We start from the raw sequence: 22,593 nt of genomic DNA, 5'->3' as shown, positions 1-22,593 counted from the left end.
CCGGCTGTGGCTGGGCGGGCCCTGGAGTCTATCAGCCTTCGCGGAGCAGGCGCAGCGGGCTCAGGGTCAGCGCCCGGCGGGTGCCGAACAGCCCGGCACCGCCCACCAGCAACGCGCCCAGCAGCGGCAGGCCGAGCAGCCAGGGGTGCGGATGCCAGGGCAACTGGAACACCAGGCTGTAGAGCAGGTAGCTGATCAGCTCGCAGCCCAGGGCCGCCAGCACGCCGCTGACCGCGCCGAGCAGGGCGAACTCGCTGCGCCGGGTGCGTTGCAGCAGCTCGCGCTCGGCGCCCAGGGCGCGCAGCAGGGCGCCCTGGCGCAGGCGCTCGTCGAGGGTGGCCTGCAGGCCGGCGAAGAGCACTACGAAGCCGGCGGCGAGGACGAACACCAGCACGTATTCCACCGCCAGGGTGACCTGGTCGAGGATGCTGCGCAGCTGCGCCAGCAGCACGTCCACCGGCAGCAGGGTGACGGTGGGGAAGGCGCGGGCCAGCTCGATGGCGCTGCGCTGGTCGCTGCTGGGCAAATAGAAGCTGGTCAGGTAGGTCACAGGCAGGTCGGCGAGGGTGCCGGGCTGGAAGACCATGAAGAAGTTCGGCTGGAAGTTGTCCCACTTCACCGAGCGCAGGCTCTGCACCTGCACTTCGCGGGTCTGCCCGGCGACGTTGAAGCTCAGGCGGTCGCCGAGCTTGATGCCGAGGTTGCCGGCGAGCTTTTCCTCCACCGAGACGCCGGGTAGTTCGCCGGCTGGCGCGTCGCCCCACCAACGCCCGGCCACCAGCTGGTTGCCGGCGGGCAGCTTCTGCGACCAGGTCAGGCCAAGGTCGCGCTGCAGGGCGCGCTCGCTGCGCACGTCTTCGCTGAGCGTCTGCACCGGCTGGCCGTTCACCGCCACCAGGCGCCCGGGGACCATGGGGAACAGCCCTTCGGCGTTGGGCGAGACCTTGCGCACGCGGGTTTCGAAGGCGTCCTTTTCCGCCGGCAGGATGTTCAGGGCGAAATAGTTGGGCGCGTTGGCCGGCAACTGGGCGTGCCAGGTGTCCAGCAACTCGCCGCGCAGCAGGGCGATCAGCGCCATGGCCAATAGGATCAGGCCGAAGGCCAGGCTCTGCCCGGCGGCGGCCAGCGGGTGGCGCAGCAACTGGCCCAGGCCCAGGCGCCAGGGCAGGCTGGCGCGCGACAGCAGGCGGCGCAGGCCGTTCAGGGCGAGCAGCAGCAGGGCGCCGAGGATGGCCGCGGCGACCACGCCGCCGCCCAGCAGGGCCAGGGTCAGGCGCAGGTCCAGGCTCAGCCGCCACATGATCAGGCCCAGCGCCAGCAGCGCGCAGCCGTAGGCCAGCCAGCTGCGCATGGGCACCGGCAGCAGGTCGCTGCGCAGCACCCGCAGCGGCGGCACCCGGCCCAGGGCGGCCAGCGGCGGCAGGGCGAAACCGGCGAGGGCGACCAGGCCGGTGGCCACGCCGGCCAGCGCCGGCACCGGCCCGGCCGGCGGAATCTGCGGTGGCAACAGGTCGCCCAGCAGCGTCACCAGGCCGAGCTGCGCCAGGTAGCCGAGCAGCGCGCCGAGCAGGCTGGCGGCCAGGCCCAGGCTGAACAGCTGCAGGCCATAGAGCAGCAGTGCTTCGCGGCGCGTCAGGCCCAGGCAGCGGAGCAGGGCGCTGGCGTCGAAGCGGCGGGCGGCGAAGCGGTTGGCCGAGAGCGCCACCGCCACGCCGGCGAGGAGGATGGCCGCCAGGCTGGCGAGGTTCAGGTAGCGCTCGGCGCGCTCCAGGGCGTCGCCGATCTGGCGGTTGCCGTGGTGCGCGTCGAGCAGCCGTTGGTTCGCCGCAAGCCCCGGCTCCACCGCGCGGCGGTAAGCCTGCAGGGCTTCGCCGTCGCCTTCCCAGAGGTCGCGGTAGCGCACCCGGCTGCCGGGCTGGACCACGCCGGTGGCCTGCAGGTCGTGCAGGTTCATCAGCACCCGCGGGGTGAGGCTGTAGAAGTCGCCGGCGCGGTCCGGCTCGTAGGTCAGCACGCGGGCGATGCGCAGGTCCTGGCGGCCGATCTCGATGCTGTCGCCGACCTTCAGGTCGAGGCTGGTGAGCAGCCGCGTCTCCACCCAGACTTCGCCGGGTTGCGGGCGCCCGCCGGCGCGTTCCGGTTCCAGGGGCGCAGCCGCGCTCTTCAGCTCGCCGCGCAGCGGGTAGCTGTCGTCCACCGCCTTGACGCTGCTGAGCTGGATGCCCTGGTCGGTGGCGATGACGCTGGAGAACTCGACGCTGTAGGCGTGCTTCAGGCCCAGGCGATTGCCGCTGTCGATCTGCTCCGGGGCGGCCGGCTGGGTGCCGCTGAGGACCAGGTCGGCGCCGAGGAATTCCGAGGCGCGCACCAGCATGGCGCCGTTCAATCGCGCGCTGAAGTAGCCGATGGCGGAGCTGGCGGCCACCGCCACCAGCAGGGCGAAGAACAACACGCGCAGTTCGCCGCTGCTCCACTCGCGCAGCAATTGGCGCAGGGCCAGGCCGAACAGGCGCGACAGCGGCAGCGACTTCATCGGCTCAGGGCTCCGCGTGGTCGATCAGGTGGCCGCTTTCCAGGCGGATCTGCCGCTGGCAGCGGTGCGCCAGGCGCTCGTCGTGGGTGACCAGGACCAGGGTGGTGCGGCGCTCGCGGTTGAGCTCGAAGAGCAGGTCGCTGATGCGCTCGCCGGTGCTGCTGTCGAGGTTGCCGGTGGGCTCGTCGGCGAACAGCACGTCGGGTTCGGCGGCGAAGGCGCGGGCGATGGCGACGCGCTGCTGCTCGCCGCCGGAGAGCTGGCGCGGGTAGTGGGTGAGGCGCTGGCCCAGGCCGACGCGCTCGAGCAGGGTGCGGGCGCGCTCGCGGGCGTCGCCGCGGCCCTCCAGCTCCAGGGGCAGCATGACGTTTTCCAGGGCGTCGAGGCTGTCGAGCAGTTGGAACGACTGGAAGACGAAGCCGACGTGGGCGGCGCGCACCCGCGCGCGCTGGTCCTCGTCGAGCTCGCCCAGGCGGTGCCCGGCCAGTTCCACGCTGCCGCCGCTGGGCTCGTCGAGCCCGGCCAGCAGGCCGAGCAGGGTGGACTTGCCGGAGCCGGAGCTGCCGACGATGGCCAGGCTGTCGCCGCGCTGCAGGGCCAGGGAGAGGTCGTGGAGGATGGTCAGCTCGCCTTCCGCGCTGGGAACGACCTTGCTAAGGTTGCGCGCGGTGAGAATGCTTTCGCTCATGGAGGGTCCGATGCGTGCATGGCTATCGAGCGTCTGCCTGGCGTTGCTGCTGGTCGCCCAGCAAGCCGCGGCGCAGACGCTGCTGGTCGTCGGCGATAGTATCAGCGCCGGTTTGGGGGTGGATACCGGCCGCGGCTGGGTCAGCCTGCTGGAGCAGCGGCTGAAGGACGAGGGTTTCGACTACCGGGTGGTCAATGCCTCGGTCAGCGGCGACACCAGCGCCGGTGGCCTGGCGCGCCTGCCGGCGCTGCTTTCCGGGGAGAAACCCAGCGTCGTGGTGATCGAGCTGGGCGGCAACGACGGCCTGCGCGGGCAGGCGCCGCAGCAATTGCAACAGAATCTTGCTTCGATGGTCGCGGCCTCGCGCCAGGCCGGCGCCAAGGTGCTGTTGCTGGGCATGCGCCTGCCGCCCAACTACGGTGAACGCTATACCCAGGCTTTCGCCCGGGTGTTCCAGCAAGTCGCCGAGCAGGGCGGGGTGCCGCTGGTGCCGTTCTTCCTCGACGGCGTGGGCGGCGTGCCGCAGATGATGCAGGCCGACGGCATCCATCCGGCCGTGGCCGCGCAGCCGCGCCTGCTGGACAACGTCTGGCCGCAGCTCAAGCCGTTGCTCTGATCGCCGGGCTGTCGGAAGGCTTCCCCGCGCGGGGGCTTTCCGCTATGTTTGCGCACCCTTCAGGAGCCGCCATGTCCCGCCCCGCCTGGACCCTCTTCGCCTACCAGCTGATCGAACCCGATTCCCAGCTCGATCTGTTCGCCTGCCGCGAGGTGCGCGTGCATCTCGTCGCCCGGCAGCTGGAGCTCGGCTCCCCCGCGGACCGCACCCTGTGCGGCGGCCTGCTGCCGGCGCAACCGCTCTGGCGCGAGGCCCGGCGGCCGCAGCTGCGCGACCGGCGGCTGTGCCCGGAATGCCTGAAACGTCTGGAACAGGAAAAACGCGGGCAACGATTTTCCTGGATATTGTGAACTCTCCCGGAAAATAGGGTCTGAGTGGTACACTACCGCCCCCTCTGTCAACTGTGCTCTCGCCAAGGATCTCCGGATGTTGTCGCGTGTTATCGCCGCCTGCTCGCTGTCTTTTGCCGCGCTGCTCTCGGCCGGCCCCGTTTCCGCCCTCGAGCTGCCGCTGCCGGCGCCCGGCGAGGATATCGTCGGCCAGGTGCAGGTCATCAAGGCCAAGTACGAAGACACCTTCGCCGACCTCGGCCAGACCTATGACCTGGGCTACCAGGAAATGCTCGCCGCCAACCCGGGCGTCGACGCCTGGCTGCCCGGCGTGGGCACCGAGGTCATCATCCCGACGCGCTTCATCCTGCCGCCGGGCCCGCGCGAAGGCATCGTGATCAACATCGCCGAGTACCGCCTGTACTACTTCCCCAAAGGCAAGAACGTGGTCTACACCTACCCGCTGGGTATCGGCCGCGAGGGCTGGGGCTCGCCCATCGCCCACACCAGCATCGTCGCCAAGACCAAGGACCCGGCCTGGTACCCGCCGGCGTCGATCCGCGCCGAGCACGCCGCCGACGGCGACCCGCTGCCGACCGTGGTGCCGCCGGGGCCGGACAACCCGCTGGGCCCGTTCAAGATGTCCCTGGGCGTTCCCGGCTACCTGATCCACGGCTCGAACAAGAAGTTCGGCATCGGCACCCGCACCAGCCACGGCTGCTTCCGCATGTACAACGGCGACGTGACCGAGCTGTTCCCGATGGTGCCGGTGGGCACTTCGGTGCGCATCATCAACGAGCCGTACAAGTTCGGCCGCAGCGAAGGCAAGATCTACCTCGAGGCCCATACGCCGATCGACGACCACGGCAACCCCTCGGTCGTGGACAAGCACACCGCAGTGATCAACGCGCTGCTCAAGCGCGAAGACATCGCCAACCAGATGCAGATGGACTGGAACGTGGTGCGCGAAGTGGTGGCGGCCGAAGACGGCCTGCCGGTGGCCATCGCCATGCCGCAGCAGCCCGGTTCCTCGGTGGCTGCCAGCGAGAACACCACCGTGCAGATGCCCTGACGCCTGCGCCGTTGTGCCGAGCCCGCCGACCGCAAGGTCCGCGGGCTTTTCATTGCCCGGGAGAAAGTCCGGGCAATAAAAAAGCCGACCTCGAGAGGTCGGCTTTTCGAACAGATCCGAGGATCTATTACTTGCGGCTGGCTTTGTCCAGCATACGCAGAGCGCGCTCGTTAGCCTCGTCAGCAGTCTGCTGGGCTTTCTGAGCAGCGGCCAGAGCTTCGTCAGCGTGACGATAGGCTTCGTCAGCGCGGGCTTGGGCACGGGCAGCGGCGTCTTCAGTAGCGGTCAGACGGGCTTCGGTTTCTTTCGAGTGGCTGCTGCAACCGGTGGCCAGAACAGCAGCCAGAGCCAGAGCAGAGAATTTCAGAACGTTGTTCATCGTGTTCCCCTTAAGGTGGACATTTCCATTAAAGCAATTCCCCATGGGACTGGGAAATTAGCCGGACTACATAGTACTCATTACTTGTAGTAAGTAAACTGACCAAGCGCAAGTACGGCACTTTTTTTTCATGCCGGGGCGGCTTGAACTCTTAATTGCCCGATAGTTGTGCAAAAAATGTGCAAGTGTCCGCGACTGCCCTACAGCGGGGCTGTTGGGAGGAGCCGAGGCGAGGGCGGAATATCCGAGTATAGACGTCCGAAGTAATGCTAAAACGCGATAGGACGAAAGTCTGCTGGGAACTAATGGCGACTAACTGTGTCGCCAATTGCAAGGGTGCATTGCGAGTGCAACGCGCTGGAACGAAAAAGCCCGGCTAACTTCATCAGTCAGCCGGGCTTTTTGATCTGGCGGTGAGGGAGGGATTCGAACCCTCGATACGGTTTCCCGTATACACACTTTCCAGGCGTGCTCCTTCAACCGCTCGGACACCTCACCAGGGTTTCGACAGCGCTGTGTCTGTCGAGGCGCGCACTTTACTCAAAGGTTTTCCGAAAGGCAAATGTTTTTTCAACGGATTCATCGGCTTAAGGGCGTCGAGGGGAAACCGGGGCGGCCCGCCTTGCTAAACTGGCGGCTTCCTTCGAAAGGCGAGTGCGATGGCGAGCTGGGACATCTTCTGCTGCGTGGTGGACAACTATGGCGACATCGGCGTGACCTGGCGCCTGGCCCGCCAGCTCGCCGGCGAGCACGGCCAGGCGGTGCGCCTGTGGGTGGACGACCTGAATGCCTTCGCGCGGCTGTGCCCCGGGGCCGATCCAGCGCTGCCCGGCCAGCGCCAGGCGGGCGTCGAAGTCCGCCACTGGCCTGCGCTGTGGGAAGACACGCCGGCCGCCGACGTGGTCATCGAGGCATTCGCCTGCCCGTTGCCGCCGGCTTATGTGGAGGCCATGCGCGAGCGCGCCGTGGCGCCGCTGTGGCTGAACCTGGAATACCTCAGCGCCGAGGACTGGGTGGCTGCCTGCCACGGCCTGCCTTCGCTGCAGGCCAACGGCCTGCAGAAGTACTTCTATTTCCCCGGGGTGCAGCCGGGCGTCGGCGGCCTGCTGCGGGAGGCGGGGCTGCTCGAGCGGCGTCGGACCTTCCAGGCGGACGACGCCAGCCGCCGGGCATTCCTGGCCTCCCTTGGCGTGGAAGTGGAGGGTAGGGAGCGTCTGATTTCCCTGTTCGCCTACGAGAACCCGGCGCTGGCGCCCTGGCTGGACGCGCTGGCGCAAGACGTGCAGCCGACGCTGCTGCTGATCCCCGAAGGGCGCGTGCTGGGTGATGTCGCCGACTGGCTGGGCCTGCCGGGGCTGGCGCCGGGCGACCGCCATCGGCGCGGCAACCTGCGCCTGCAGGTATTGCCGTTCGTCCGCCAGGAGGACTACGACCTGCTGCTGTGGAGCTGCGACGTCAACGCGGTGCGCGGCGAGGATTCCTTCGTCCGCGCGCTCTGGGCGGGGCGGCCATTCGTCTGGCACATCTATGAGCAGGAGGAGGGCGTGCACCTGGAGAAGCTGGACGCCTTCCTCTCTATCTATACCGAGGGCATGGAGCCCGGGCTCGAGGCTGCCCTGGTGGCCTACTGGCACGCCTGGAACGGCCTTGGCGACGCGGCGACGGCCTGGATGGCATTGCAGCAGCGGGCCGGAGCCTGGCGGGAATGGGCGCTGCGCTGGAGCGAAAAGCATGCCGCACAGCCGGATCTCGCCGCGGGGCTGGTGCGTTTTTATACAAATTGGCTATGATACGTCCCCTGTTTTTTGTCTCCAATCCAAATCGGATATTCGTATGAAAACCGCTCAAGAGTTCCGCGCAGGCCAGGTTGCCAACATCAACGGCGCCCCCTGGGTCATCCAGAAGGCCGAGTTCAACAAGTCCGGCCGTAACAGCGCCGTCGTCAAGATGAAGCTGAAGAACCTGCTGACCGGCGCCGGCACCGAGACCGTGTTCAAGGCCGATGACAAGCTGGAACCGATCATTCTCGACCGCAAGGAAGTGACCTACTCCTACTTCGCGGACCCGCTGTACGTCTTCATGGACAACGAGTTCAACCAGTACGAGATCGAGAAGGGCGACCTGGAAGGCGTGCTGACCTTCATCGAAGACGGCATGACCGACGTCTGCGAAGCGGTTTTCTACAACGACAAGGTGATCTCCGTCGAACTGCCGACCACCATCGTTCGTGAAATCGTCTACACCGAGCCGGCTGTCCGTGGCGATACTTCCGGCAAGGTCATGAAGACCGCTCGCCTGAAGAACGGTGCTGAGCTGCAGGTTTCCGCGTTCTGCGAAATCGGCGACTCCATCGAGATCGATACCCGCACCGGCGAGTACAAGTCCCGCGTCAAGGCTTGAGCCTTCGCGTGATGTGAAAAGCCCGGCAGATGCCGTAGAGCTTTTCACTTAAGAAAGAATGCCGTTTCTCTTTCTGGGAGAAACGGCATTTTTTCATTCGCGAACTCCCCGCCACGCAGGCCCGAACCAGGCGCCCCCGGGCGTAGGAGCAACTGTCTTGCCGGCTGCGCCGAGGTGCGCCTCAACGCATGGGTTGAGCCTTGGCGAAACCCATGCGGTCGTGGTGATGGGTATCGCTTCGCTCAACGCCATCCTGCGGGTCTTGTGTTCGCCGGAGGGGGTAGGAGCGGACCTTGTCCGCGATAGCCGGACGTATCGGCGCGTTTCGCGGATGAGATCCGCTCCTGCGCTGCCCCAGCCGCGCCACTCCCCCTGTAGGAGCGCGCCCTGCGCGCGAATCGCGGGCAGGGCCCGCTCCTACAAGTTGCCGGGAAGCATGGTATTCCTCCCTGTAGGAGCGGACTCCGTCCGCGATTGGAACCACCGGCCACGCCGGACGCCCCGGCGGCACGAACTGCCCCCTCTCCCTTCGGGAGAAGGCTGGGGTGAGGGGGCAGATGCCGGGCTTCTTCGTTTCTGGCGTCCGTTACTTCAGATGCACTTTCAGCTCCTCGCCAGCCTGGCGCATGGCTGCCTGTACGGCGGGCACCTTGGCCAGCGGGTTGAGCAGGCCGTAGTCGTGGATCATGCCGTTGTAGCGCGTGGCGGTGACGGCCACGCCGGCGGCGTCCAGCTTGCGGGCGTAGGCTTCGCCTTCGTCGCGCAGCACGTCGAACTCGGCGGTCTGCACCAGTGCCGGCGGCAGGCCTTTCAGTTGCTCGGTGCTGGCGCGCAGCGGCGAGGCGTAGATCTCGGCGCGCTGCTTGGCGTCGGTGGTGTAGCTGTCCCAGAACCACTGCATCATCGGCTTGGTGAGGAAGTGCCCCTGGGCGAACTGGCCGTATGAGCCGGTCTCGAAGCTGGCGTCGGTCACCGGCCACAGCAGGGCCTGGAAGCGCAGCTTCGGTGTGCCCTTGTCCTTGGCCATCAGTGCGACCACCGCGGCCATGTTGCCGCCGACGCTGTTGCCGGCCACTGCCAGGCGCGCGCCATCGACGTCGATTTCCTTGCCGTGCTCGGCCACCCACCTGGTGGCGGCGTAGGCCTGGTTGATCGCCACCGGGTAGTGGGCCTCGGGGGAGGGCGTGTAGTCGACGTACACCGCCACCGCGCCGGAGTTCACCACCAGGTCGCGGATCAGCCGGGCGTGGGTCGGGTAGTCGCCCAGCACCCAGCCGCCGCCGTGGAAGAACATGAAAGCGGGCAGGGTGCCCTTGGCGCCTGCCGGGCGGACGATGGTCAGCTTGATGCGCTGGCCGTCAGCCTGGATGGTCTTCTCGCTGACGTTGGTGCCGGAAAGGTCGACCTTCACCGAGGCCTGGGCGCCGGTCAGTACCGCGCGGGCGTCTTTCGGCGACAGGGTTTCCAGGGGCTTGCCGCCGCCGGCCTCCAGGGCTTCGAGGAAGGCCTGGGTGTCGTGCTGCACGCCGGGGCTGCCGGCGGCGAAGGCGTTGCCGATGGCCAGGGCGAGCAGGCCGCCTGCGAGGGTTTTGCTGAGCGCTTTCATGTTCGGGTCTCCTTGGGCTGGGTGGGGTCAGACGGCGATGTTCAGGAGCACGTCGATGTTGCCGCGGGTGGCGTTGGAGTACGGGCAGACCTGGTGGGCCGCGGCCACCAGTTCCTCGGCGATGGCGCGCTCCAGGCCCGGCAGGGTGATGTTCAGTTCCACTTCCAGGCCGAAGCCGCCGGGGATCTGGCCGATGCCGACCTTGCCGGTGATGGAGGCGTCGGCGGGCAGCTGGCGCTTGCTCTGACTGGCGACGAACTTCAGCGCGCCGATGAAGCAGGCCGAGTAGCCGGCGGCGAAGAGCTGTTCGGGGTTGGTCGCGGCGCCGCCCTGGCCGCCCAGTTCGCGCGGGGTGGTGAGTTTCACGTCGAGGTTGCCGTCGGAGGAAACGGCGCGGCCGTCGCGGCCTCCGGTAGCGGTGGCAGTGGCGGTGTAGAGGGCTTTGATGGTTTGCATGGCGGTGTCTCCGGATGTCTGTTTGTTCGTTAAAATTTTGCGCGCTAAGTAAGTGCGTGAGGCAGAAATTAGTCCTGAGTTATCTTGCGCGCAAGATATTTATTGGAAGAATTCGCGATAAGAGAGCTCGATGTAGGGAATAAGCCTCTAGTCCGAGCCTTGCAGGCTGCCGCGCAGGTCCACCAGTTCGTTCTTCAGCCTGCCCAGTTCTTCGAGGGACAGGCCGCTGGCGGTGAGGATGCAGGCCGGGATGCTCTCGGCCTGCTGGCGCAGCTCCCGGCCCTTGTCGGTCAGGCGCAGTTCGACCACCCGCTCGTCGCTGGCGCTGCGCTTGCGGGTGATCAGGCCTTCGCCTTCCAGGCGCTTGAGCAGCGGGGTGAGGGAGCCGGGGTCGGTGAGCATGCGCGCGCTGATCTCGCCGACGGTGATGCCGTCCTGTTCCCAGAGCACCAGCATGGCGATGTACTGCGGGTAGGTCAGGCCCAGTTGCTGGAGCAGGGGCTTGTACACCTTGGTCATCTGCAGCGAGGTGGAGTAGAGGGCGAAGCACAGCTGGTTGTCGAGCTTGAGCGATTCGCAGGCGTCCTTGGGTTGGCTCATGACGGGCCTCCGAATAGATGATTGCGCCTTAATTTAGCGCGCTGGCTATTTCTTCGCCAGTTCCTTGCCTGCCAGGTGCGCGGCGAGGGCACTGTCCCAGGGTGGCGGGAAGCCGAAGCGCTCGACGAGGAAGGCCAGCAGGCGCTGGCTGCGCGGGTGGGTGCCGCGCTCCAGGCGCAGGGCGTGGATGCCGCCCGGTTCGGCTTCCGGCAGGCCCGGCTCGCAGAACAGCGGCTGCAGTTCGCCGCGCACCAGGTATTCGCTGCACAGCCAGGTCGGCAGGTGGGCCATGCCGAGCCCCTGCAAGGCGCCTTCGACCAGGGTTTCCGCGTTGTTGGCGGTTAGCCGCAGGCGTCGCGGTCGCAGGTGCTGCAGGCGCCCGTCGACGGCGAAGCGCCAGGCCAGCGGCGGCGCCAGGCCTTCCCAGTCCAGGCCGACGTGCTCGGGCAACTGCAGCGGCGAGGTCGGCCGGCCGTGGCGGGCCAGGTAGTCGGCGCTGGCGCAGACGATGCGGCGCATGGGCGCCAGCGGCGTGGCCACCAGGCGGCTGTCCGGCAGCGGGCCGATGCGCAGCACCAGGTCGACCTGGCCGAGGTTGTCGCCCTGCAGGTCGGTGAAGCTGTCGATCAGGCGCAGCTGCACGTCCAGGCCGGGGTTGGCCTTGAGGAAGTCGGCGATGGCCGGTGCCAGGTGGCGGCGGCCGAAGGGCACGGGCGCGTCTATGCGGATCAGGCCTTCGGGCGCGGTGCTCAGCGACACCGCCTCGGCGCGGGCCTGGCGCAGTTCCTCGACTATGCGCCGGGCGCGCTCGGCGAAGGCCAGCCCGGCCGGCGTGGCGCGCACCACGTGGGTGCTGCGGGCCAGCAGCGGGCTACCGAGGCCGCGTTCGAGGGCATCCATGCGTCGCGCCACCGCCGAGGGCGTGAGCTGGCGCAGGCGCGCGGCGGCGGAAAAGCTGCCGTTGTCGAGCACGTCGAGGAACAGGTCCAACTGGTCTTCCAGGGCGGTGGGAGTCATGGTGCTTACCTATGCGTAAAGCGCAAAGCCATTGTGCTGGGCTTTGCGTTTCCCATCCAGCGGCGGTTTTCTAGCATGGCCTCGACGTATTTGGAGGTTCGCATGCTGGAGATGGGGCTGGATTTCGTCCTGGGGTTGGTTCTGGGTTGCCTGGGCGGGTTGTTCGGCATCGGCGGCGGCCTGCTGGCGATCCCGGCGCTGGGCGTGCTGTTCGGCCTCGACCAGCAACTGGCCCAGGGCACGGCATTGGTGATGGTGGTGCCCAACGTGCTGCTGGCGCTGCGCCGTTATCACCAGCGCAATCGTATCGATCCCGGCCAGGCGGCGGTGCTTGCGGTGACCGGCCTGCTCTGCGCCTTCCTCGCTTCCAGCCTGGCGCTTCGCATCGACGCGGCGCACATGCGCACGGCCTTCGTGGTGTTCCTGCTGGCCCTGGCCGGCTACCTGCTGCTGCGCCAGCGCAGCGAGGCGCAGCCGCGCGAGGAAACACCGGGCCTGCCCTGGTTCGCCGCCCTCGGCCTGGGCGCGGGTTCCCTGGGCGGGCTGTTCGGGGTGGGCGGCGGCGTGCTGGCCACGCCGGTGCTGACCTCGCTGTTCGGCTTCACCCAGGTGGTGGCCCAGGGGCTGGCCCTGGCGTTGGCCGCGCCGAGCACGGCGGTGGCGCTGGGTACCTATGCGCTGCATGGCCACGTCGACTGGCGCATGGGCGCTTGCCTCGCGGCCGGCGGCCTGCTGAGCATCTCCTGGGGCGTGAGGCTGGCCCATGCGCTGCCTGAGCGCGCCCTGCGCTTCGCCTTCAGCCTGTTCCTGGTGGTTTGCGCGCTGCTTCTGCTGCGCCAGTGAGCCGGCTCAGGCGGCGAAGCCTTCGACGATGTAGTCGGCCAGCTTGTCGGTGACCGGCGACTGCCGCGCCGGGTTGCGCAGCAGCACGATGCTCGCCGAGGGCAGGGCCGGCAGGCCTTCCTCCTCGCCGATGATGCGCAGGTTGCCGGTGAGCAGGCTGCGCAGCTGGGCGGTGACCGCCAGGCCCGCGCTGGCCACGGCGAACAGCGCCGAGAGGCTGGGGCTGCTGTAGGCGATGCGGTAGTCGATCTCCAGCGCTTCCAGGGCGTTGCAGGCCCAGGCGCGGCAGAAGCAGGTGGTGTTGAACATCGCCAGCGGCAGCGGGCGCTGTTCCTGCGGGCAGAAGCTTTCCGCGGCCATCCAGACGAAGGGCTCCTGGCGCAGCAGCTGACCGATCTCGGTGCCCGGCTCGCGGGTGACTATGGTCAGGTCCAGGTCCTTGCGGGTGAGCAGTTGCGAGGAGGTCTCGCAATGCACTTCCACCTGCACCAGCGGGTAGGCCTGGGCGAAGCGCGAGAGGATTTCCGGGAGGAAGCGCATCACGTAGTCGTCCGGCGTGCCGATGCGCACCGCGCCGACCATGTGCGGCTGGCGCAGGGTGTTGAACACCTCGCCCTGCAGCCGCAGGATGCGCCGCGCGTAGCCCAGCAGCACCTGGCCTTCGGGCGTCAGGCGCACCTGGCGGCCGTCGCGCTCGAACAGGGTGCGTTCCAGCACGTCTTCCTCCAGGCGCTTCATCTGCATGCTCACCGCCGACTGGGTGCGGTTGACCACCTCGGCGGCGCGGGTGAAGCCGCCGTGGTCGGCGATGGCGACGAAGGTGCGCAGCAGTTCGCTGTCGATGCTGGGGAAGGCGCTCATACATCAATCTCCAAGATGGGATGCATAAGAATGATTCGTTGGATTGATCTTATGCCCGGCGCGAGACTGGCGCCAACCCCACAGGGAGGACGACACGATGAAAGCGCAATTCGGTTTCGTGATGACACCCTCGGTATTCACCCGCCGGCACGCCGGCGCGGCCTTCTGGCAGCGCCTGCTGGGCCGCATCCGCCGCTGGCGGGAACTGGCCCGGCAGCGCGAGCAGTTGGCCAGGCTCAGCGATGCGGCGCTCAAGGACATCGGCCTGAGCCGCGCCGACATCCTGCAGGAGGCAGAGAAGCCCTTCTGGATCGACCACCTGCGTCGCTGAACCCCTTCTATATTGCACGAGCACAAGGAAAGGCCCATGCCGCACCGCTACCACCTGGCCCAGGTCAACATCGCCCGGGCCAGGGCCCCTCTCGACCACCCGCTGATGCAGGATTTCGTCGACCAGCTGGCGCCCATCAACGCCCTGGCCGAGGCCAGTCCCGGCTTCGTCTGGCGCCTGCAGGACGAGGCGGGCGACGCCACCGGCGTCCAGGCCTTCGCCGACCCGCGGATCATCGTCAACCTGTCGCTCTGGGAGTCCCTGGAGGCGCTGCGCGACTATGTCTATGGCGGCGAGCACCTGAGCGTGCTGCGCCGGCGCAAGGAATGGATGGAGAAGCTGCCGGGGCCGAGCCTGGCGCTCTGGTGGCTGCCGGCCGGGCAACTGCCGACCTTGGCCCAGGCCCGTGCGGCATTGCAGCGTCTGGCCGAACATGGGCCGAGCGCCGAGGCCTTCAGTATCGCCCGGCCGTTCCCCGCGCCCAGCGCGCAAGCGCTGCCGGCCTGATGTCGGCGCTGGCGGCTTTGGCGTAGGATCGAGGGCTTCGATCCCGCCAGCAGGAAGCGCCCCATGACCGACAGCCTGTCCCTCAAGCAAGCCCGCCGCCTGGCCCTGGCGGCCCAGGGCTTCGCCAGCCGGCGGCCGCGCAGCCAGGTGCAGCGCCGGCACCTGCAGCAGGTGCTGGAACGCCTGGGCGTGTTGCAGATCGACTCGGTCAACGCCCTGACCCGCTCGCACTACCTGCCGCTTTTCTCGCGCCTGGGCAGCTATCCGCAGGCCCTGCTGGACGAGGCGGCCTGGAGCGCCGGGCGCCACCGGCGAATGTTCGAGTACTGGGGGCACGAGGCGTCCCTGCTGCCGCTGGAACTCTATCCGCTGATGCGCTGGCGCATGCGCCGCGCGGCCGTGGGGCAGGGCATCTACAAGCAGCTGGCGCGCTTCGGCGAGGAACGCCGCGAAGTGATCGAGCGCGTGCTGCAGGCGGTCCGCGAGCAGGGCGCCCTGGGCGCCGGCAGCCTGACCACCCGCAGCGAGCGGGCCGGCCCCTGGTGGGACTGGAGCGACGAGAAGCACGCCCTGGAATGGCTGTTCGCCGCCGGCGAGGTGACTGTGGCCGGACGGCGTGGCTTCGAGCGGCTGTATGACCTGCCGGAGCGGGTGCTGCCCGCCGCTGTGCTGGATGCGCCCGAGCTGGATGTCGAGCAGGCCCAGCGCGGCCTGCTGTTGCACGCCGCGAACGCCCTGGGCGTGGCCAGCGAGACCGACCTGCGCGACTACTTCCGCCTGGAGCCGGCGGACAGCAAGGCGCGCCTGGCCGAACTGGTCGAGGCCGGCGCGCTGCGCCAGGTGCGCGTGCAGGATTGGTCGCAGGCGGCCTACGTCGCCGGCGAGCCGGTCATTCCGCGCAAGGTGACGGCCAGCGCGCTGCTGTCGCCCTTCGACTCCCTGGTGTGGGAGCGCGCCCGCACCGAGCGGCTGTTCGACTTCCGCTACCGCCTGGAGATCTACACCCCGCAGCACAAGCGGGTCTACGGCTACTACGTATTGCCCTTCCTGTTCGACGAACGCCTGGCGGCGCGCATCGACCTGCGCGCCGAGCGGGCGGCGGGGCGCCTGGCGGTCCATGCCGTGCACGAGGAACAGCGGCCGCTGGGCGAGGAGGGGATGCTGGCGCTGGCCGGGCGCTTGCGTGAAATGGCCAGTTGGCTGGGCCTTGAGGATGTGCATGTGAACTGCCGCAAGGCGGAGGGCGTCCGCCTGCGGGCGATGCTCGGCGCCGGGGCTGGCGCCTAGCTGTCAGGCCTTGGCCGCCAGCTCGTCGAGGTGGGCGATGACTTCGTCCGGCTTGAGCACCAGCACGTCGCTTTCCAGGGCATCGAGCACCACCTCGGCGGTGTTGCCGATCAGCGCGCCGGAGAAGCCGGTGCGCGCCACGGTGCCGATCACCGTCACCGCCGCGTCCAGCTGGTGCGCGGTACGCGGGATGAGCACGTCGGCCGGGCCTTCCTCGATGTGCAGGTGCTGGTCGTCCACCCCGTACTCGGCCTGGAACGCCTTGCAGGCCTCGCGGTAGCGGGCCTCGATGGTCTCGCTGAGCTGGAAGGTCGGGTCGGCGGCAGACAGCATCGGCGAGGGGTGGGCGCTGATCACGTGCAACTGGCCGTGGGTCAGCCCGGCGATGTCGTAGGCGTGGCTGACGATATTGGCGTGCAGCGCGTGGTGCTCGGCGTCGTTGTTGCCGACGTCGACCGCGGCGAGGATGTTGCGCCCGGCCCAGGGCGTGGCGCTCTTCACCAGCAGCACGGGAGCGGGGCAGTAGCGCAGCAGCTTCCAGTCGTCGGGGGTGAGCAGCGCCTTCTTCAGCGGGCTGTCGGGGTGGTGCTGCTTGACCACCAGGCCGCAGCCCTCGGCCTGCTGCTCGGCGATGATGGTGGCGTGTAGGCTGTCGTGCCAGGCCTGCCGGCAACTGCTGCTGTAGCCTTCCTCGCGCAGGCTGGCGGTCAGTTCCTCCAGCCGGGCGCCGGCGTCGCCTCGCTTGCTGCAGGTCAGCAGGTGCAGGTGGGATTGAGTGACGCTGGCGATCAGCTTGGCGCGCTTGAGCGCCAGGCCGTCGGGCTGGTCGGGGGCCACTACTACGAGAATGCTGCGGATGGCTTGCATGGTCGTCTCCCTTGGCACTTGCCGTTGCTTTGCAGCAACTGTAGACGCGATCCGGCCGAGCGGTTCTTGAGATGCATCAAGTGTGGCGCTGGCCGTGCGCCGCTGCATTCGTATAATGCTCCGCCTTTGGCCGCCGGCGAACCCTTTTGCGCGGCGGCGCTGAGTGACTGGAGCCCGTCATGTTGTCCGAAATCCGCGAATTCCTCGGTTGCGCCACGCCCGATGCCTGGGTCGAGGCCGCGTTGCGGGACCAGGAAGTGCTGCTGATCGACCACAAGAACAACGAGTTCAAGGCCGCCAGCACCGCCCTGGCGCTGATCGCCAAGTACAGCGCCCACGAGGAACTGGTGAACTTCATGTCGCGCCTGGCGCGCGAGGAACTGCGCCACCACGAGCAGGTGCTGGCGATCCTCAAGAAGCGCGGCATCGCCCTGCGGCCGATCTCCGCCGGCCGCTATGCCTCGGGCCTGCGCGCGGCGGTGCGCAACCACGAGCCGCACAAGCTGGTCGACACCCTGATCGTCGGCGCCTTCATCGAATGCCGCAGCTGCGAGCGCTTCGCCGCCCTGGTCGACCACCTGGATGCGGATCTGGCGAAGTTCTATGGTTCGCTGCTCAAGTCCGAGGCGCGGCACTTCCAGGGATACCTGGCATTGGCGCGGCGGTATGGTGACGAGGCCGATATCCAGCGGCGGGTGGAGGATATTCGTGAGGTCGAGGCGGGTCTCATCAGTTCGCCGGACGAGGAGTTCCGCTTTCATAGCGGTGTGCCACGGGTGGCTTGAGGCCTTTGGCTTTCAGGTTGGGGTGAAGGGGCTCGGTGCTACCGGATAACCCAGCTTGGCCGGCGGGCCCAATCGCGGACGGAGTCCGCTCCTACACCTCCGGGAAAGCACGGTTTTTCGTAGGATGGCGTTGAGCGAAGCGATACCCATCACCATGGCCCGATGGGTTTCGCAAGCTCAACCCATCCTACGAAAGGCACCCCGGCGCAGTCGGCAAGACAGTTGCTCCTACCTCACCGGTAAACACGACGCCGCGTAGGATGATGTTGAGCGAAGCGATACCCATCGTCACGACCGCATGGGTTTCGCCAAGGCTCAACCCATCCTACGAAGAGCGCCTCGGTGCAGCCGGCAAGACAGTTGCAAAGCACGGGCGTAGGAGCGGACTCCGTCCGCGATTGGTGGATAACGCCCCATGCAATGGGGGCGCCTTCAGCGCTCGATGATCTGCCGAATCTGCGACTGCGGAATCATCTGCTCCTTGCCCTCGGAATCCTCGAAGCGAATCATCCCGCTGGCCTTGTCCAGCTTCGGCTTGTTGTCGGTAGTGATCATCTGGCCATCGGCAGTGCTGATGATGTACTCGCTGGAACAACCGGCGAGGGCGAGCAGGCAAGCGGCGAGCAACAGGTGTTTTTTCATGGTGATCCCGGACGATGCGGCTATGGATGGATTGAGCATAGCTGCTGGCCCGGGGCCATGAAGTTGATCCGCGTCAGTGGCCGGACGGCTCCGCTTCGAGACTGAAGGGCGCCTGGTGCAGGCCGTTGGCGTCGGCCTGCAGGGCCCAGCCTTGACGGTCCCAGTCGCCGAGGACGATGCGCCGGGCCGGCTGGCCGTCTAGCTGCAACTCGTGCACCGCCGGGCGATGGGTGTGGCCGTGGATCAGGGTGCGCACGCCATGCTGGCGCATGACCTTCAGCACCTCGTCCGGCGTCACGTCGACGATCTCGCTGGCCTTCATGCGCGTCTGCGCGCGGCTTTCCTTGCGCAGCTTGCGCGCCAACTGGTGGCGCTTCGAAAGCGGCAGGTTGCGCAGGATGAACAGCGAGACCGGATTGCGCAGCCAGCGGCGCAGCTTCATGTAGCCGACGTCCAGGGTGCACAGGCTGTCGCCGTGCATCAGCAGCACCTTCTCGCCGTTCAGGCGGATCACGCTGGGGTCGCGCAGCAGGGTGCAGCCGGCTTCGCGGCAGAACGCCTTGCCGATCAGGAAGTCGCGGTTGCCGTGCATCAGGTAGATGCGCGTGCCGCTGTCGGCCAGTTCGCGCAGGGCGCGGGCGATGGAATGCTGGAACTCGTCCATGCCGTCGTCGCCGATCCAGGCCTCGAAGAAGTCGCCGAGGATGTAGAGCGCTTCGGCCTGGCGGGCGCAGCTGCGGAGGAAATGCAAGAACGCCCGGGTGATGTCCGGGCGTTCCGCTTCGAGATGCAGGTCCGAGATGAACAGGACGCTCATCGACTCACTCGACGATCTCGGCCTTCTCGATGATCACGTCTTCGCTCGGCACGTCCTGGTGGCCGGCGCGCATGGTGGTGGCCACGCCCTTGATCTTGTTGACCACGTCCATGCCGTCCACTACCTGGCCGAACACGCAGTAGCCCCAGCCCTGCACGGTCGGCGCGCTGTGGTTGAGGAAGTCGTTGTCGGCGACGTTGATGAAGAACTGCGCGCTGGCCGAGTGCGGCTCCATGGTGCGGGCCATGGCGACAGTGCCGACCTTGTTGCCGACGCCGTTGTTGGCCTCGTTCTTGATCGGGGCGCGGGTGCTCTTCTGCTTCATGCCCGGTTCGAAACCGCCGCCCTGGATCATGAAGTTGTTGATCACGCGGTGGAAGATGGTGTTGTCGTAATGACCGCTCTTCACGTACTCCTTGAAGTTGGCCACGGTCTCCGGGGCCTTGTCTTCGAAGAGTTCCAGGGTGATGACGCCATGGTTGGTGTGCAGCTTGATCATGAGGGGATTCCACTCTGTCGGGAAAATCGAAGGCCTGTCAGGGGGTTGACAGCTTCGGCTATGATAAGCGCTTTGGTTTGGCCGGCCTACCCTGGCCGAACGTCAGTAACGATCAAGGACACCATGAGCAAGCCCACCGCCGATTCGAAAGAAGCCACTGTCGCCGCCAACTTCCTGCGCCCCATCGTCCAGGCAGACCTGGACAGCGGCAAGCACCAGAAGATCGTCACCCGCTTCCCGCCGGAGCCCAACGGCTACCTGCACATCGGCCACGCCAAGTCGATCTGCCTGAACTTCGGCCTGGCCCGTGACTTCGGCGGCGACTGCCACCTGCGCTTCGACGACACCAACCCGGCGAAGGAAGACCAGGAATACATCGACGCCATCGAGGCCGACGTGAAGTGGCTGGGCTTCCAGTGGGCCGGCCCGGTGCGCTTCGCCTCCGACTATTTCGACCAGTTGCACGCCTGGGCGGTGGACCTGATCAAGGCCGGCAAGGCCTTCGTCTGCGACCTCAATGCCGAAGAGATGCGCCAATACCGCGGCAGCCTGACCGAGCCGGGCAGGAACAGCCCGTTCCGCGAGCGCTCGGTGGAGGAGAACCTCGACCTGTTCGCCCGCATGAAGGCCGGCGAGTTCGCCGACGGCGCCAAGTCGCTGCGGGCGAAGATCGACATGGCCTCGCCGAACATCAACCTGCGCGACCCGATCCTCTACCGCATCCGCCACGCCCATCACCACCAGACCGGCGAAAAGTGGTGCATCTACCCCAGCTACGACTTCACCCATGGGCAGTCGGACGCCATCGAGGGCATCACTCACTCCATCTGCACCCTGGAGTTCGAGGACCATCGCCCGCTGTACGAGTGGTTCCTGGCCAACCTGCCGGTGCCGGCGCAGCCGCGCCAGTACGAATTCGCCCGGCTGAACCTGAACTACACCATCACCAGCAAGCGCAAGCTCAAGCAACTGGTCGACGAAGGCCACGTGGACGGCTGGGACGACCCGCGCATGTCGACCCTCTCCGGCTACCGCCGCCGCGGCTATACCCCGGCCTCGATCCGCAGCTTCTGCGACATGATCGGCGTGAACCGCGCCGGCGGCGTGGTCGACATCGGCATGCTGGAGTTCGCCATCCGCGACGACCTGGACGCCAACGCCGCGCGCGCCATGTGCGTGCTCAAGCCGCTGAAGGTGGTCATCACCAACTACCCCGAAGGCCAGGTCGAGAACCTCGAACTGCCGCGCCACCCGAAACAGGACATGGGCGTGCGCGTGCTGCCGTTCAGCCGCGAGATCTACATCGACGCCGGCGACTTCGAGGAAGTCCCGCCGGCCGGCTACAAGCGCCTGATCCCCGGGGGCGAAGTGCGCCTGCGCGGCAGCTACGTGATCCGCGCCGACGAAGCCATCAAGGACGCCGCCGGCAACATCGTCGAACTGCGCTGCAGCTACGACGAGAACACCCTGGGCAAGAACCCCGAGGGTCGCAAGGTCAAGGGCGTGATCCACTGGGTGCCGGCCGCCGAGAGCGTGGAGTGCGAAGTGCGCCTGTACGACCGGCTGTTCCGCTCGGCCAACCCGGAGAAGGCCGAGGAAAGCGGCAGCTTCCTCGACAACATCAACCCCGACTCCCTGGTGGTGCTCAAGGGTTGCCGCGCCGAGCCGTCGCTGGCCAGCGCCGGCGCCGAGGACCGCTTCCAGTTCGAGCGCGAAGGCTACTTCTGCGCCGACAGCAAGGATTCCAAGGCCGGCGCCCTGGTCTTCAACCGCACCGTGACCCTGCGCGATTCCTGGGGGCAGTAAATGGCGCTTTCCGTCTACAACACCCTGAGCAAGGCCAAGGAGCCGTTCCAGCCGCTGGTCGGCAACCAGGTGCGCATGTACGTGTGCGGCATGACCGTGTACGACTTCTGCCACATCGGCCACGCCCGCGTCATGGTCGCCTTCGACGTCATCGCCCGCTGGCTGCGCCAGCGCGGCTATGAGCTGACCTACGTGCGCAACATCACCGACATCGACGACAAGATCATCCGTCGCGCCCAGGAGAACGGCGAGCCCTTCGACGCCCTGACCGAACGCATGATCGCCGCGATGCACGAGGACGAGGCGCGCCTGTCGGTGCTGCGCCCGGACATCGAGCCGCGCGCCACCGGCCACATCGCCGGCATGCACGCGATGATCCAGACGCTGATCGACAAGGGCTTCGCCTATGCCCCGGGCAACGGCGACGTCTACTACCGCGTCGGCAAGTTCGTCGGCTACGGCAAGCTGTCGCGCAAGAAGATCGAAGACCTGCGCATCGGCGCGCGCATCGAGGTCGACGAATCCAAGGAAGACCCGCTGGACTTCGTCCTGTGGAAGGCGGCCAAGCCGGGCGAGCCGAGCTGGGAGTCGCCCTGGGGCGCCGGGCGCCCGGGCTGGCACATCGAGTGCTCAGTGATGTCCACCTGCTGCCTGGGCGAGACCTTCGACATCCACGGCGGCGGCCCGGACCTGGTGTTCCCGCACCACGAGAACGAGATCGCCCAGAGCGAGGCGGCCACCGGCAAGCCCTACGCGGCCACCTGGATGCATGCCGGCGCGGTGCGCGTGGATGGCGAGAAGATGTCCAAGTCCCTGGGCAACTTCTTCACCATCCGCGAGGTGTTGGAGAAGTACCACCCCGAGGTGGTGCGCTTCCTGCTGGTGTCCAGCCACTACCGCAGCCCGATCAACTACTCCGAGGACAACCTCAAGGAAGCCAAGGGCGCGCTGGAACGCTTCTACACCGCGCTGCGTGGCCTGCCCGAGGTCGAGGCGGCCGGTGGTGGCGAAGCCTTCGCCGAGCGTTTCGCGGCGTCCATGGATGATGACTTCAATACCCCGGAAGCCGTCGCCGTGCTGTTCGAGATGGCCCGCGAAGTGAACCGCCTGCGTGAGGCCGACCTGCAGGCTGCGGCAGCCCTGGCTGCCAAGCTCCGCGAACTGGCTGGCCTGCTCGGCGTGCTGCAACTGGAGCCGGATGCCTTCCTTCAGGCCGGCGCCGCCGGCAAGGTCGACGCCGCCCAGGTGGAAGCGCTGATCCAGGCCCGCCTGGAAGCCCGCGCGGCGAAGAACTGGGCCGAGTCGGACCGCATCCGTGACGAGCTGACGGCCATGGGCGTGGTTCTGGAAGACGGCAAGGGTGGCACCACCTGGCGTTTGGCCGAGTGATCCACCGCTGAAAGGAAAGAAGGCCGCTGATGCGGCCTTTTTTCTGCCTCGCCGGTCGCACCAAAGTGCTCTTCGTAGGAGCGAGCTTGCTCGCGAATGAGCCCCGCTGCGGAGTCTGTTCGCGAGCAAGCTCGCTCCTACGAAAAGCCGGGCCCACCTGCAACGTAGGAGCGGACCTTGTCCGCGATGGCCGGACGTCCCAGCGCGCTATCCCCTGTAGGAGCGCGCCCTGCGCGCGAATCGCAGGCAGGGCCTGCTCCTAC

Annotated in this window: 24 protein-coding genes and 1 tRNA gene; 12 read left to right on the top strand and 13 right to left on the bottom strand. The window is 67.4% G+C overall.

Annotated features, from left to right (window positions below; all coding sequences use genetic code 11):
- Nucleotides 1–31 precede the first annotated feature (31 nt).
- On the bottom strand, nt 32–2,524 hold the full coding sequence (locus ACTWJ5_RS22105; RefSeq protein WP_444439638.1) for an ABC transporter permease: 2,493 nt from the start codon (nt 2,522–2,524) through the stop codon (nt 32–34).
- Between the two features lie 13 nt (nt 2,525–2,537).
- Nucleotides 2,538–3,221: an ABC transporter ATP-binding protein gene (locus ACTWJ5_RS22100; RefSeq protein ID WP_444436557.1), complete on the bottom strand. Its 684-nt coding sequence runs from the start codon at nt 3,219–3,221 to the stop codon at nt 2,538–2,540.
- Nucleotides 3,222–3,231: 10 nt separating this feature from the next.
- Between ACTWJ5_RS22100 and ACTWJ5_RS22095 the strand changes: the two genes are divergently transcribed.
- From ACTWJ5_RS22095 to ACTWJ5_RS22085, 3 genes are all read left to right on the top strand, one after another.
- Complete coding sequence (locus ACTWJ5_RS22095; RefSeq protein WP_009623508.1) at nt 3,232–3,837, top strand: arylesterase; 606 nt, start codon at nt 3,232–3,234, stop codon at nt 3,835–3,837.
- 71 nt (nt 3,838–3,908) lie between these two features.
- Nucleotides 3,909–4,187 (top strand): hypothetical protein, encoded by a 279-nt coding sequence (locus ACTWJ5_RS22090; protein WP_058488972.1) that lies wholly within the window; start codon nt 3,909–3,911, stop codon nt 4,185–4,187.
- 76 nt (nt 4,188–4,263) lie between these two features.
- Nucleotides 4,264–5,238: a L,D-transpeptidase family protein gene (locus tag ACTWJ5_RS22085; RefSeq protein ID WP_009623505.1), complete on the top strand. Its 975-nt coding sequence runs from the start codon at nt 4,264–4,266 to the stop codon at nt 5,236–5,238.
- Between the two features lie 127 nt (nt 5,239–5,365).
- On the opposite strand, the gene oprI is transcribed toward ACTWJ5_RS22085, so the two are convergent.
- Together oprI and ACTWJ5_RS22075 are read right to left on the bottom strand one after the other, a co-directional pair.
- Nucleotides 5,366–5,617: an outer membrane lipoprotei OprI gene (gene oprI, locus ACTWJ5_RS22080; RefSeq protein ID WP_024128796.1), complete on the bottom strand. Its 252-nt coding sequence runs from the start codon at nt 5,615–5,617 to the stop codon at nt 5,366–5,368.
- 408 nt (nt 5,618–6,025) lie between these two features.
- Nucleotides 6,026–6,115, bottom strand: a tRNA-Ser gene (locus ACTWJ5_RS22075).
- 161 nt (nt 6,116–6,276) lie between these two features.
- Here ACTWJ5_RS22075 and earP point away from each other — a divergent pair.
- Both earP and efp read left to right on the top strand, forming a co-directional pair.
- Nucleotides 6,277–7,407, top strand: a complete 1,131-nt coding sequence (earP, locus tag ACTWJ5_RS22070; RefSeq protein WP_444436556.1) for an elongation factor P maturation arginine rhamnosyltransferase EarP — start codon at nt 6,277–6,279, stop codon at nt 7,405–7,407.
- Between the two features lie 43 nt (nt 7,408–7,450).
- The gene (gene efp / locus ACTWJ5_RS22065; protein WP_009623501.1) at nt 7,451–8,017 is read left to right on the top strand and encodes an elongation factor P; all 567 of its coding nucleotides are present in this window, start codon (nt 7,451–7,453) and stop codon (nt 8,015–8,017) included.
- Nucleotides 8,018–8,603: 586 nt separating this feature from the next.
- Here efp and ACTWJ5_RS22060 read toward each other — a convergent pair.
- The 4 genes from ACTWJ5_RS22060 to ACTWJ5_RS22045 form a co-directional block, all read right to left on the bottom strand.
- Nucleotides 8,604–9,623: an alpha/beta hydrolase gene (locus tag ACTWJ5_RS22060; RefSeq protein ID WP_249917256.1), complete on the bottom strand. Its 1,020-nt coding sequence runs from the start codon at nt 9,621–9,623 to the stop codon at nt 8,604–8,606.
- 27 nt (nt 9,624–9,650) lie between these two features.
- The gene (locus ACTWJ5_RS22055; RefSeq protein WP_444436555.1) at nt 9,651–10,079 is read right to left on the bottom strand and encodes an organic hydroperoxide resistance protein; all 429 of its coding nucleotides are present in this window, start codon (nt 10,077–10,079) and stop codon (nt 9,651–9,653) included.
- Between the two features lie 147 nt (nt 10,080–10,226).
- Complete coding sequence (locus tag ACTWJ5_RS22050) at nt 10,227–10,679, bottom strand: MarR family winged helix-turn-helix transcriptional regulator (RefSeq protein WP_116423656.1); 453 nt, start codon at nt 10,677–10,679, stop codon at nt 10,227–10,229.
- Between the two features lie 45 nt (nt 10,680–10,724).
- Entirely contained in the window at nt 10,725–11,696 is a 972-nt protein-coding gene (locus ACTWJ5_RS22045; RefSeq protein ID WP_256512066.1) for a LysR family transcriptional regulator, read from the bottom strand.
- A gap of 102 nt (nt 11,697–11,798) precedes the next feature.
- Between ACTWJ5_RS22045 and ACTWJ5_RS22040 the strand changes: the two genes are divergently transcribed.
- The gene (locus tag ACTWJ5_RS22040) at nt 11,799–12,539 is read left to right on the top strand and encodes a sulfite exporter TauE/SafE family protein (RefSeq protein ID WP_116423658.1); all 741 of its coding nucleotides are present in this window, start codon (nt 11,799–11,801) and stop codon (nt 12,537–12,539) included.
- Between the two features lie 6 nt (nt 12,540–12,545).
- On the opposite strand, the gene ACTWJ5_RS22035 is transcribed toward ACTWJ5_RS22040, so the two are convergent.
- Nucleotides 12,546–13,400, bottom strand: a complete 855-nt coding sequence (locus ACTWJ5_RS22035; protein ID WP_074976922.1) for a LysR substrate-binding domain-containing protein — start codon at nt 13,398–13,400, stop codon at nt 12,546–12,548.
- A 97-nt stretch (nt 13,401–13,497) separates the two neighbouring features.
- Between ACTWJ5_RS22035 and ACTWJ5_RS22030 the strand changes: the two genes are divergently transcribed.
- From ACTWJ5_RS22030 to ACTWJ5_RS22020, 3 genes are all read left to right on the top strand, one after another.
- Nucleotides 13,498–13,731 (top strand): DUF1127 domain-containing protein, encoded by a 234-nt coding sequence (locus ACTWJ5_RS22030; protein ID WP_043267170.1) that lies wholly within the window; start codon nt 13,498–13,500, stop codon nt 13,729–13,731.
- A gap of 36 nt (nt 13,732–13,767) precedes the next feature.
- A complete protein-coding gene (locus tag ACTWJ5_RS22025; RefSeq protein ID WP_444436554.1) occupies nt 13,768–14,238 on the top strand; it encodes a DUF3291 domain-containing protein in 471 nt (156 codons plus the stop codon).
- A gap of 63 nt (nt 14,239–14,301) precedes the next feature.
- Nucleotides 14,302–15,525, top strand: coding sequence for a winged helix-turn-helix domain-containing protein (locus ACTWJ5_RS22020; protein WP_444436553.1), 1,224 nt, complete (start codon nt 14,302–14,304; stop codon nt 15,523–15,525).
- A 3-nt stretch (nt 15,526–15,528) separates the two neighbouring features.
- Here ACTWJ5_RS22020 and ACTWJ5_RS22015 read toward each other — a convergent pair whose 3' ends face one another.
- Complete coding sequence (locus tag ACTWJ5_RS22015; RefSeq protein WP_444436552.1) at nt 15,529–16,392, bottom strand: universal stress protein; 864 nt, start codon at nt 16,390–16,392, stop codon at nt 15,529–15,531.
- Nucleotides 16,393–16,571: 179 nt separating this feature from the next.
- Here ACTWJ5_RS22015 and ACTWJ5_RS22010 point away from each other — a divergent pair, with 179 nt between their 5' ends.
- The gene (locus tag ACTWJ5_RS22010) at nt 16,572–17,177 is read left to right on the top strand and encodes a tRNA-(ms[2]io[6]A)-hydroxylase (RefSeq protein ID WP_249917252.1); all 606 of its coding nucleotides are present in this window, start codon (nt 16,572–16,574) and stop codon (nt 17,175–17,177) included.
- A gap of 432 nt (nt 17,178–17,609) precedes the next feature.
- On the opposite strand, the gene ACTWJ5_RS22005 is transcribed toward ACTWJ5_RS22010, so the two are convergent.
- The 3 genes from ACTWJ5_RS22005 to ACTWJ5_RS21995 all read right to left on the bottom strand — a co-directional run bounded on the left by ACTWJ5_RS22005 (nt 17,610) and on the right by ACTWJ5_RS21995 (nt 19,135).
- Complete coding sequence (locus ACTWJ5_RS22005; protein WP_043267162.1) at nt 17,610–17,819, bottom strand: YgdI/YgdR family lipoprotein; 210 nt, start codon at nt 17,817–17,819, stop codon at nt 17,610–17,612.
- 73 nt (nt 17,820–17,892) lie between these two features.
- The gene (lpxH, locus tag ACTWJ5_RS22000) at nt 17,893–18,636 is read right to left on the bottom strand and encodes a UDP-2,3-diacylglucosamine diphosphatase (protein ID WP_444436551.1); all 744 of its coding nucleotides are present in this window, start codon (nt 18,634–18,636) and stop codon (nt 17,893–17,895) included.
- 4 nt (nt 18,637–18,640) lie between these two features.
- Nucleotides 18,641–19,135 carry a peptidylprolyl isomerase gene (locus ACTWJ5_RS21995; RefSeq protein ID WP_009623469.1) on the bottom strand — a complete coding sequence of 165 codons (495 nt, stop codon included), beginning with the start codon at nt 19,133–19,135 and terminating at the stop codon, nt 18,641–18,643.
- 123 nt (nt 19,136–19,258) lie between these two features.
- On the opposite strand from ACTWJ5_RS21995, the gene ACTWJ5_RS21990 reads away from it, so the two are divergent.
- Together ACTWJ5_RS21990 and cysS are read left to right on the top strand one after the other, a co-directional pair.
- On the top strand, nt 19,259–20,941 hold the full coding sequence (locus tag ACTWJ5_RS21990) for a glutamine--tRNA ligase/YqeY domain fusion protein (protein WP_253390487.1): 1,683 nt from the start codon (nt 19,259–19,261) through the stop codon (nt 20,939–20,941).
- On the top strand, nt 20,942–22,330 hold the full coding sequence (gene cysS / locus ACTWJ5_RS21985; protein ID WP_116423663.1) for a cysteine--tRNA ligase: 1,389 nt from the start codon (nt 20,942–20,944) through the stop codon (nt 22,328–22,330). It begins immediately after the preceding gene.
- Nucleotides 22,331–22,593: the final 263 nt, after the last annotated feature.

The sequence above is a fragment of the Pseudomonas sp. A6 genome (assembly GCF_052367875.1).
Lineage (GTDB): Bacteria > Pseudomonadota > Gammaproteobacteria > Pseudomonadales > Pseudomonadaceae > Pseudomonas > Pseudomonas citronellolis.
Note: the sequence above shows the minus strand (reverse complement) of the source record. Positions and strands in the feature narration are given on the sequence as shown.

What these genes read in the sequence shown, in the direction of transcription:
- ACTWJ5_RS22095 (WP_009623508.1), top strand. Translation starts at nt 3,232, where the DNA reads ATGCGTGCATGGCTATCGAGCGTCTGCCTGGCGTTGCTGCTGGTCGCC.
- ACTWJ5_RS22040 (WP_116423658.1), top strand. Translation starts at nt 11,799, where the DNA reads ATGCTGGAGATGGGGCTGGATTTCGTCCTGGGGTTGGTTCTGGGTTGC.
- ACTWJ5_RS22015 (WP_444436552.1), bottom strand. Translation starts at nt 16,392, where the DNA reads ATGCAAGCCATCCGCAGCATTCTCGTAGTAGTGGCCCCCGACCAGCCC.
- cysS (WP_116423663.1), top strand. Translation starts at nt 20,942, where the DNA reads ATGGCGCTTTCCGTCTACAACACCCTGAGCAAGGCCAAGGAGCCGTTC.
- ACTWJ5_RS22035 (WP_074976922.1), bottom strand. Translation starts at nt 13,400, where the DNA reads ATGAGCGCCTTCCCCAGCATCGACAGCGAACTGCTGCGCACCTTCGTC.
- ACTWJ5_RS22085 (WP_009623505.1), top strand. Translation starts at nt 4,264, where the DNA reads ATGTTGTCGCGTGTTATCGCCGCCTGCTCGCTGTCTTTTGCCGCGCTG.
- ACTWJ5_RS22090 (WP_058488972.1), top strand. Translation starts at nt 3,909, where the DNA reads ATGTCCCGCCCCGCCTGGACCCTCTTCGCCTACCAGCTGATCGAACCC.
- ACTWJ5_RS22010 (WP_249917252.1), top strand. Translation starts at nt 16,572, where the DNA reads ATGTTGTCCGAAATCCGCGAATTCCTCGGTTGCGCCACGCCCGATGCC.
- efp (WP_009623501.1), top strand. Translation starts at nt 7,451, where the DNA reads ATGAAAACCGCTCAAGAGTTCCGCGCAGGCCAGGTTGCCAACATCAAC.
- ACTWJ5_RS22060 (WP_249917256.1), bottom strand. Translation starts at nt 9,623, where the DNA reads ATGAAAGCGCTCAGCAAAACCCTCGCAGGCGGCCTGCTCGCCCTGGCC.
- ACTWJ5_RS22030 (WP_043267170.1), top strand. Translation starts at nt 13,498, where the DNA reads ATGAAAGCGCAATTCGGTTTCGTGATGACACCCTCGGTATTCACCCGC.
- ACTWJ5_RS22005 (WP_043267162.1), bottom strand. Translation starts at nt 17,819, where the DNA reads ATGAAAAAACACCTGTTGCTCGCCGCTTGCCTGCTCGCCCTCGCCGGT.
- ACTWJ5_RS22100 (WP_444436557.1), bottom strand. Translation starts at nt 3,221, where the DNA reads ATGAGCGAAAGCATTCTCACCGCGCGCAACCTTAGCAAGGTCGTTCCC.
- ACTWJ5_RS22050 (WP_116423656.1), bottom strand. Translation starts at nt 10,679, where the DNA reads ATGAGCCAACCCAAGGACGCCTGCGAATCGCTCAAGCTCGACAACCAG.
- ACTWJ5_RS22045 (WP_256512066.1), bottom strand. Translation starts at nt 11,696, where the DNA reads ATGACTCCCACCGCCCTGGAAGACCAGTTGGACCTGTTCCTCGACGTG.
- earP (WP_444436556.1), top strand. Translation starts at nt 6,277, where the DNA reads ATGGCGAGCTGGGACATCTTCTGCTGCGTGGTGGACAACTATGGCGAC.
- ACTWJ5_RS21995 (WP_009623469.1), bottom strand. Translation starts at nt 19,135, where the DNA reads ATGATCAAGCTGCACACCAACCATGGCGTCATCACCCTGGAACTCTTC.
- ACTWJ5_RS22055 (WP_444436555.1), bottom strand. Translation starts at nt 10,079, where the DNA reads ATGCAAACCATCAAAGCCCTCTACACCGCCACTGCCACCGCTACCGGA.
- ACTWJ5_RS22025 (WP_444436554.1), top strand. Translation starts at nt 13,768, where the DNA reads ATGCCGCACCGCTACCACCTGGCCCAGGTCAACATCGCCCGGGCCAGG.
- oprI (WP_024128796.1), bottom strand. Translation starts at nt 5,617, where the DNA reads ATGAACAACGTTCTGAAATTCTCTGCTCTGGCTCTGGCTGCTGTTCTG.
- lpxH (WP_444436551.1), bottom strand. Translation starts at nt 18,636, where the DNA reads ATGAGCGTCCTGTTCATCTCGGACCTGCATCTCGAAGCGGAACGCCCG.
- ACTWJ5_RS21990 (WP_253390487.1), top strand. Translation starts at nt 19,259, where the DNA reads ATGAGCAAGCCCACCGCCGATTCGAAAGAAGCCACTGTCGCCGCCAAC.
- ACTWJ5_RS22020 (WP_444436553.1), top strand. Translation starts at nt 14,302, where the DNA reads ATGACCGACAGCCTGTCCCTCAAGCAAGCCCGCCGCCTGGCCCTGGCG.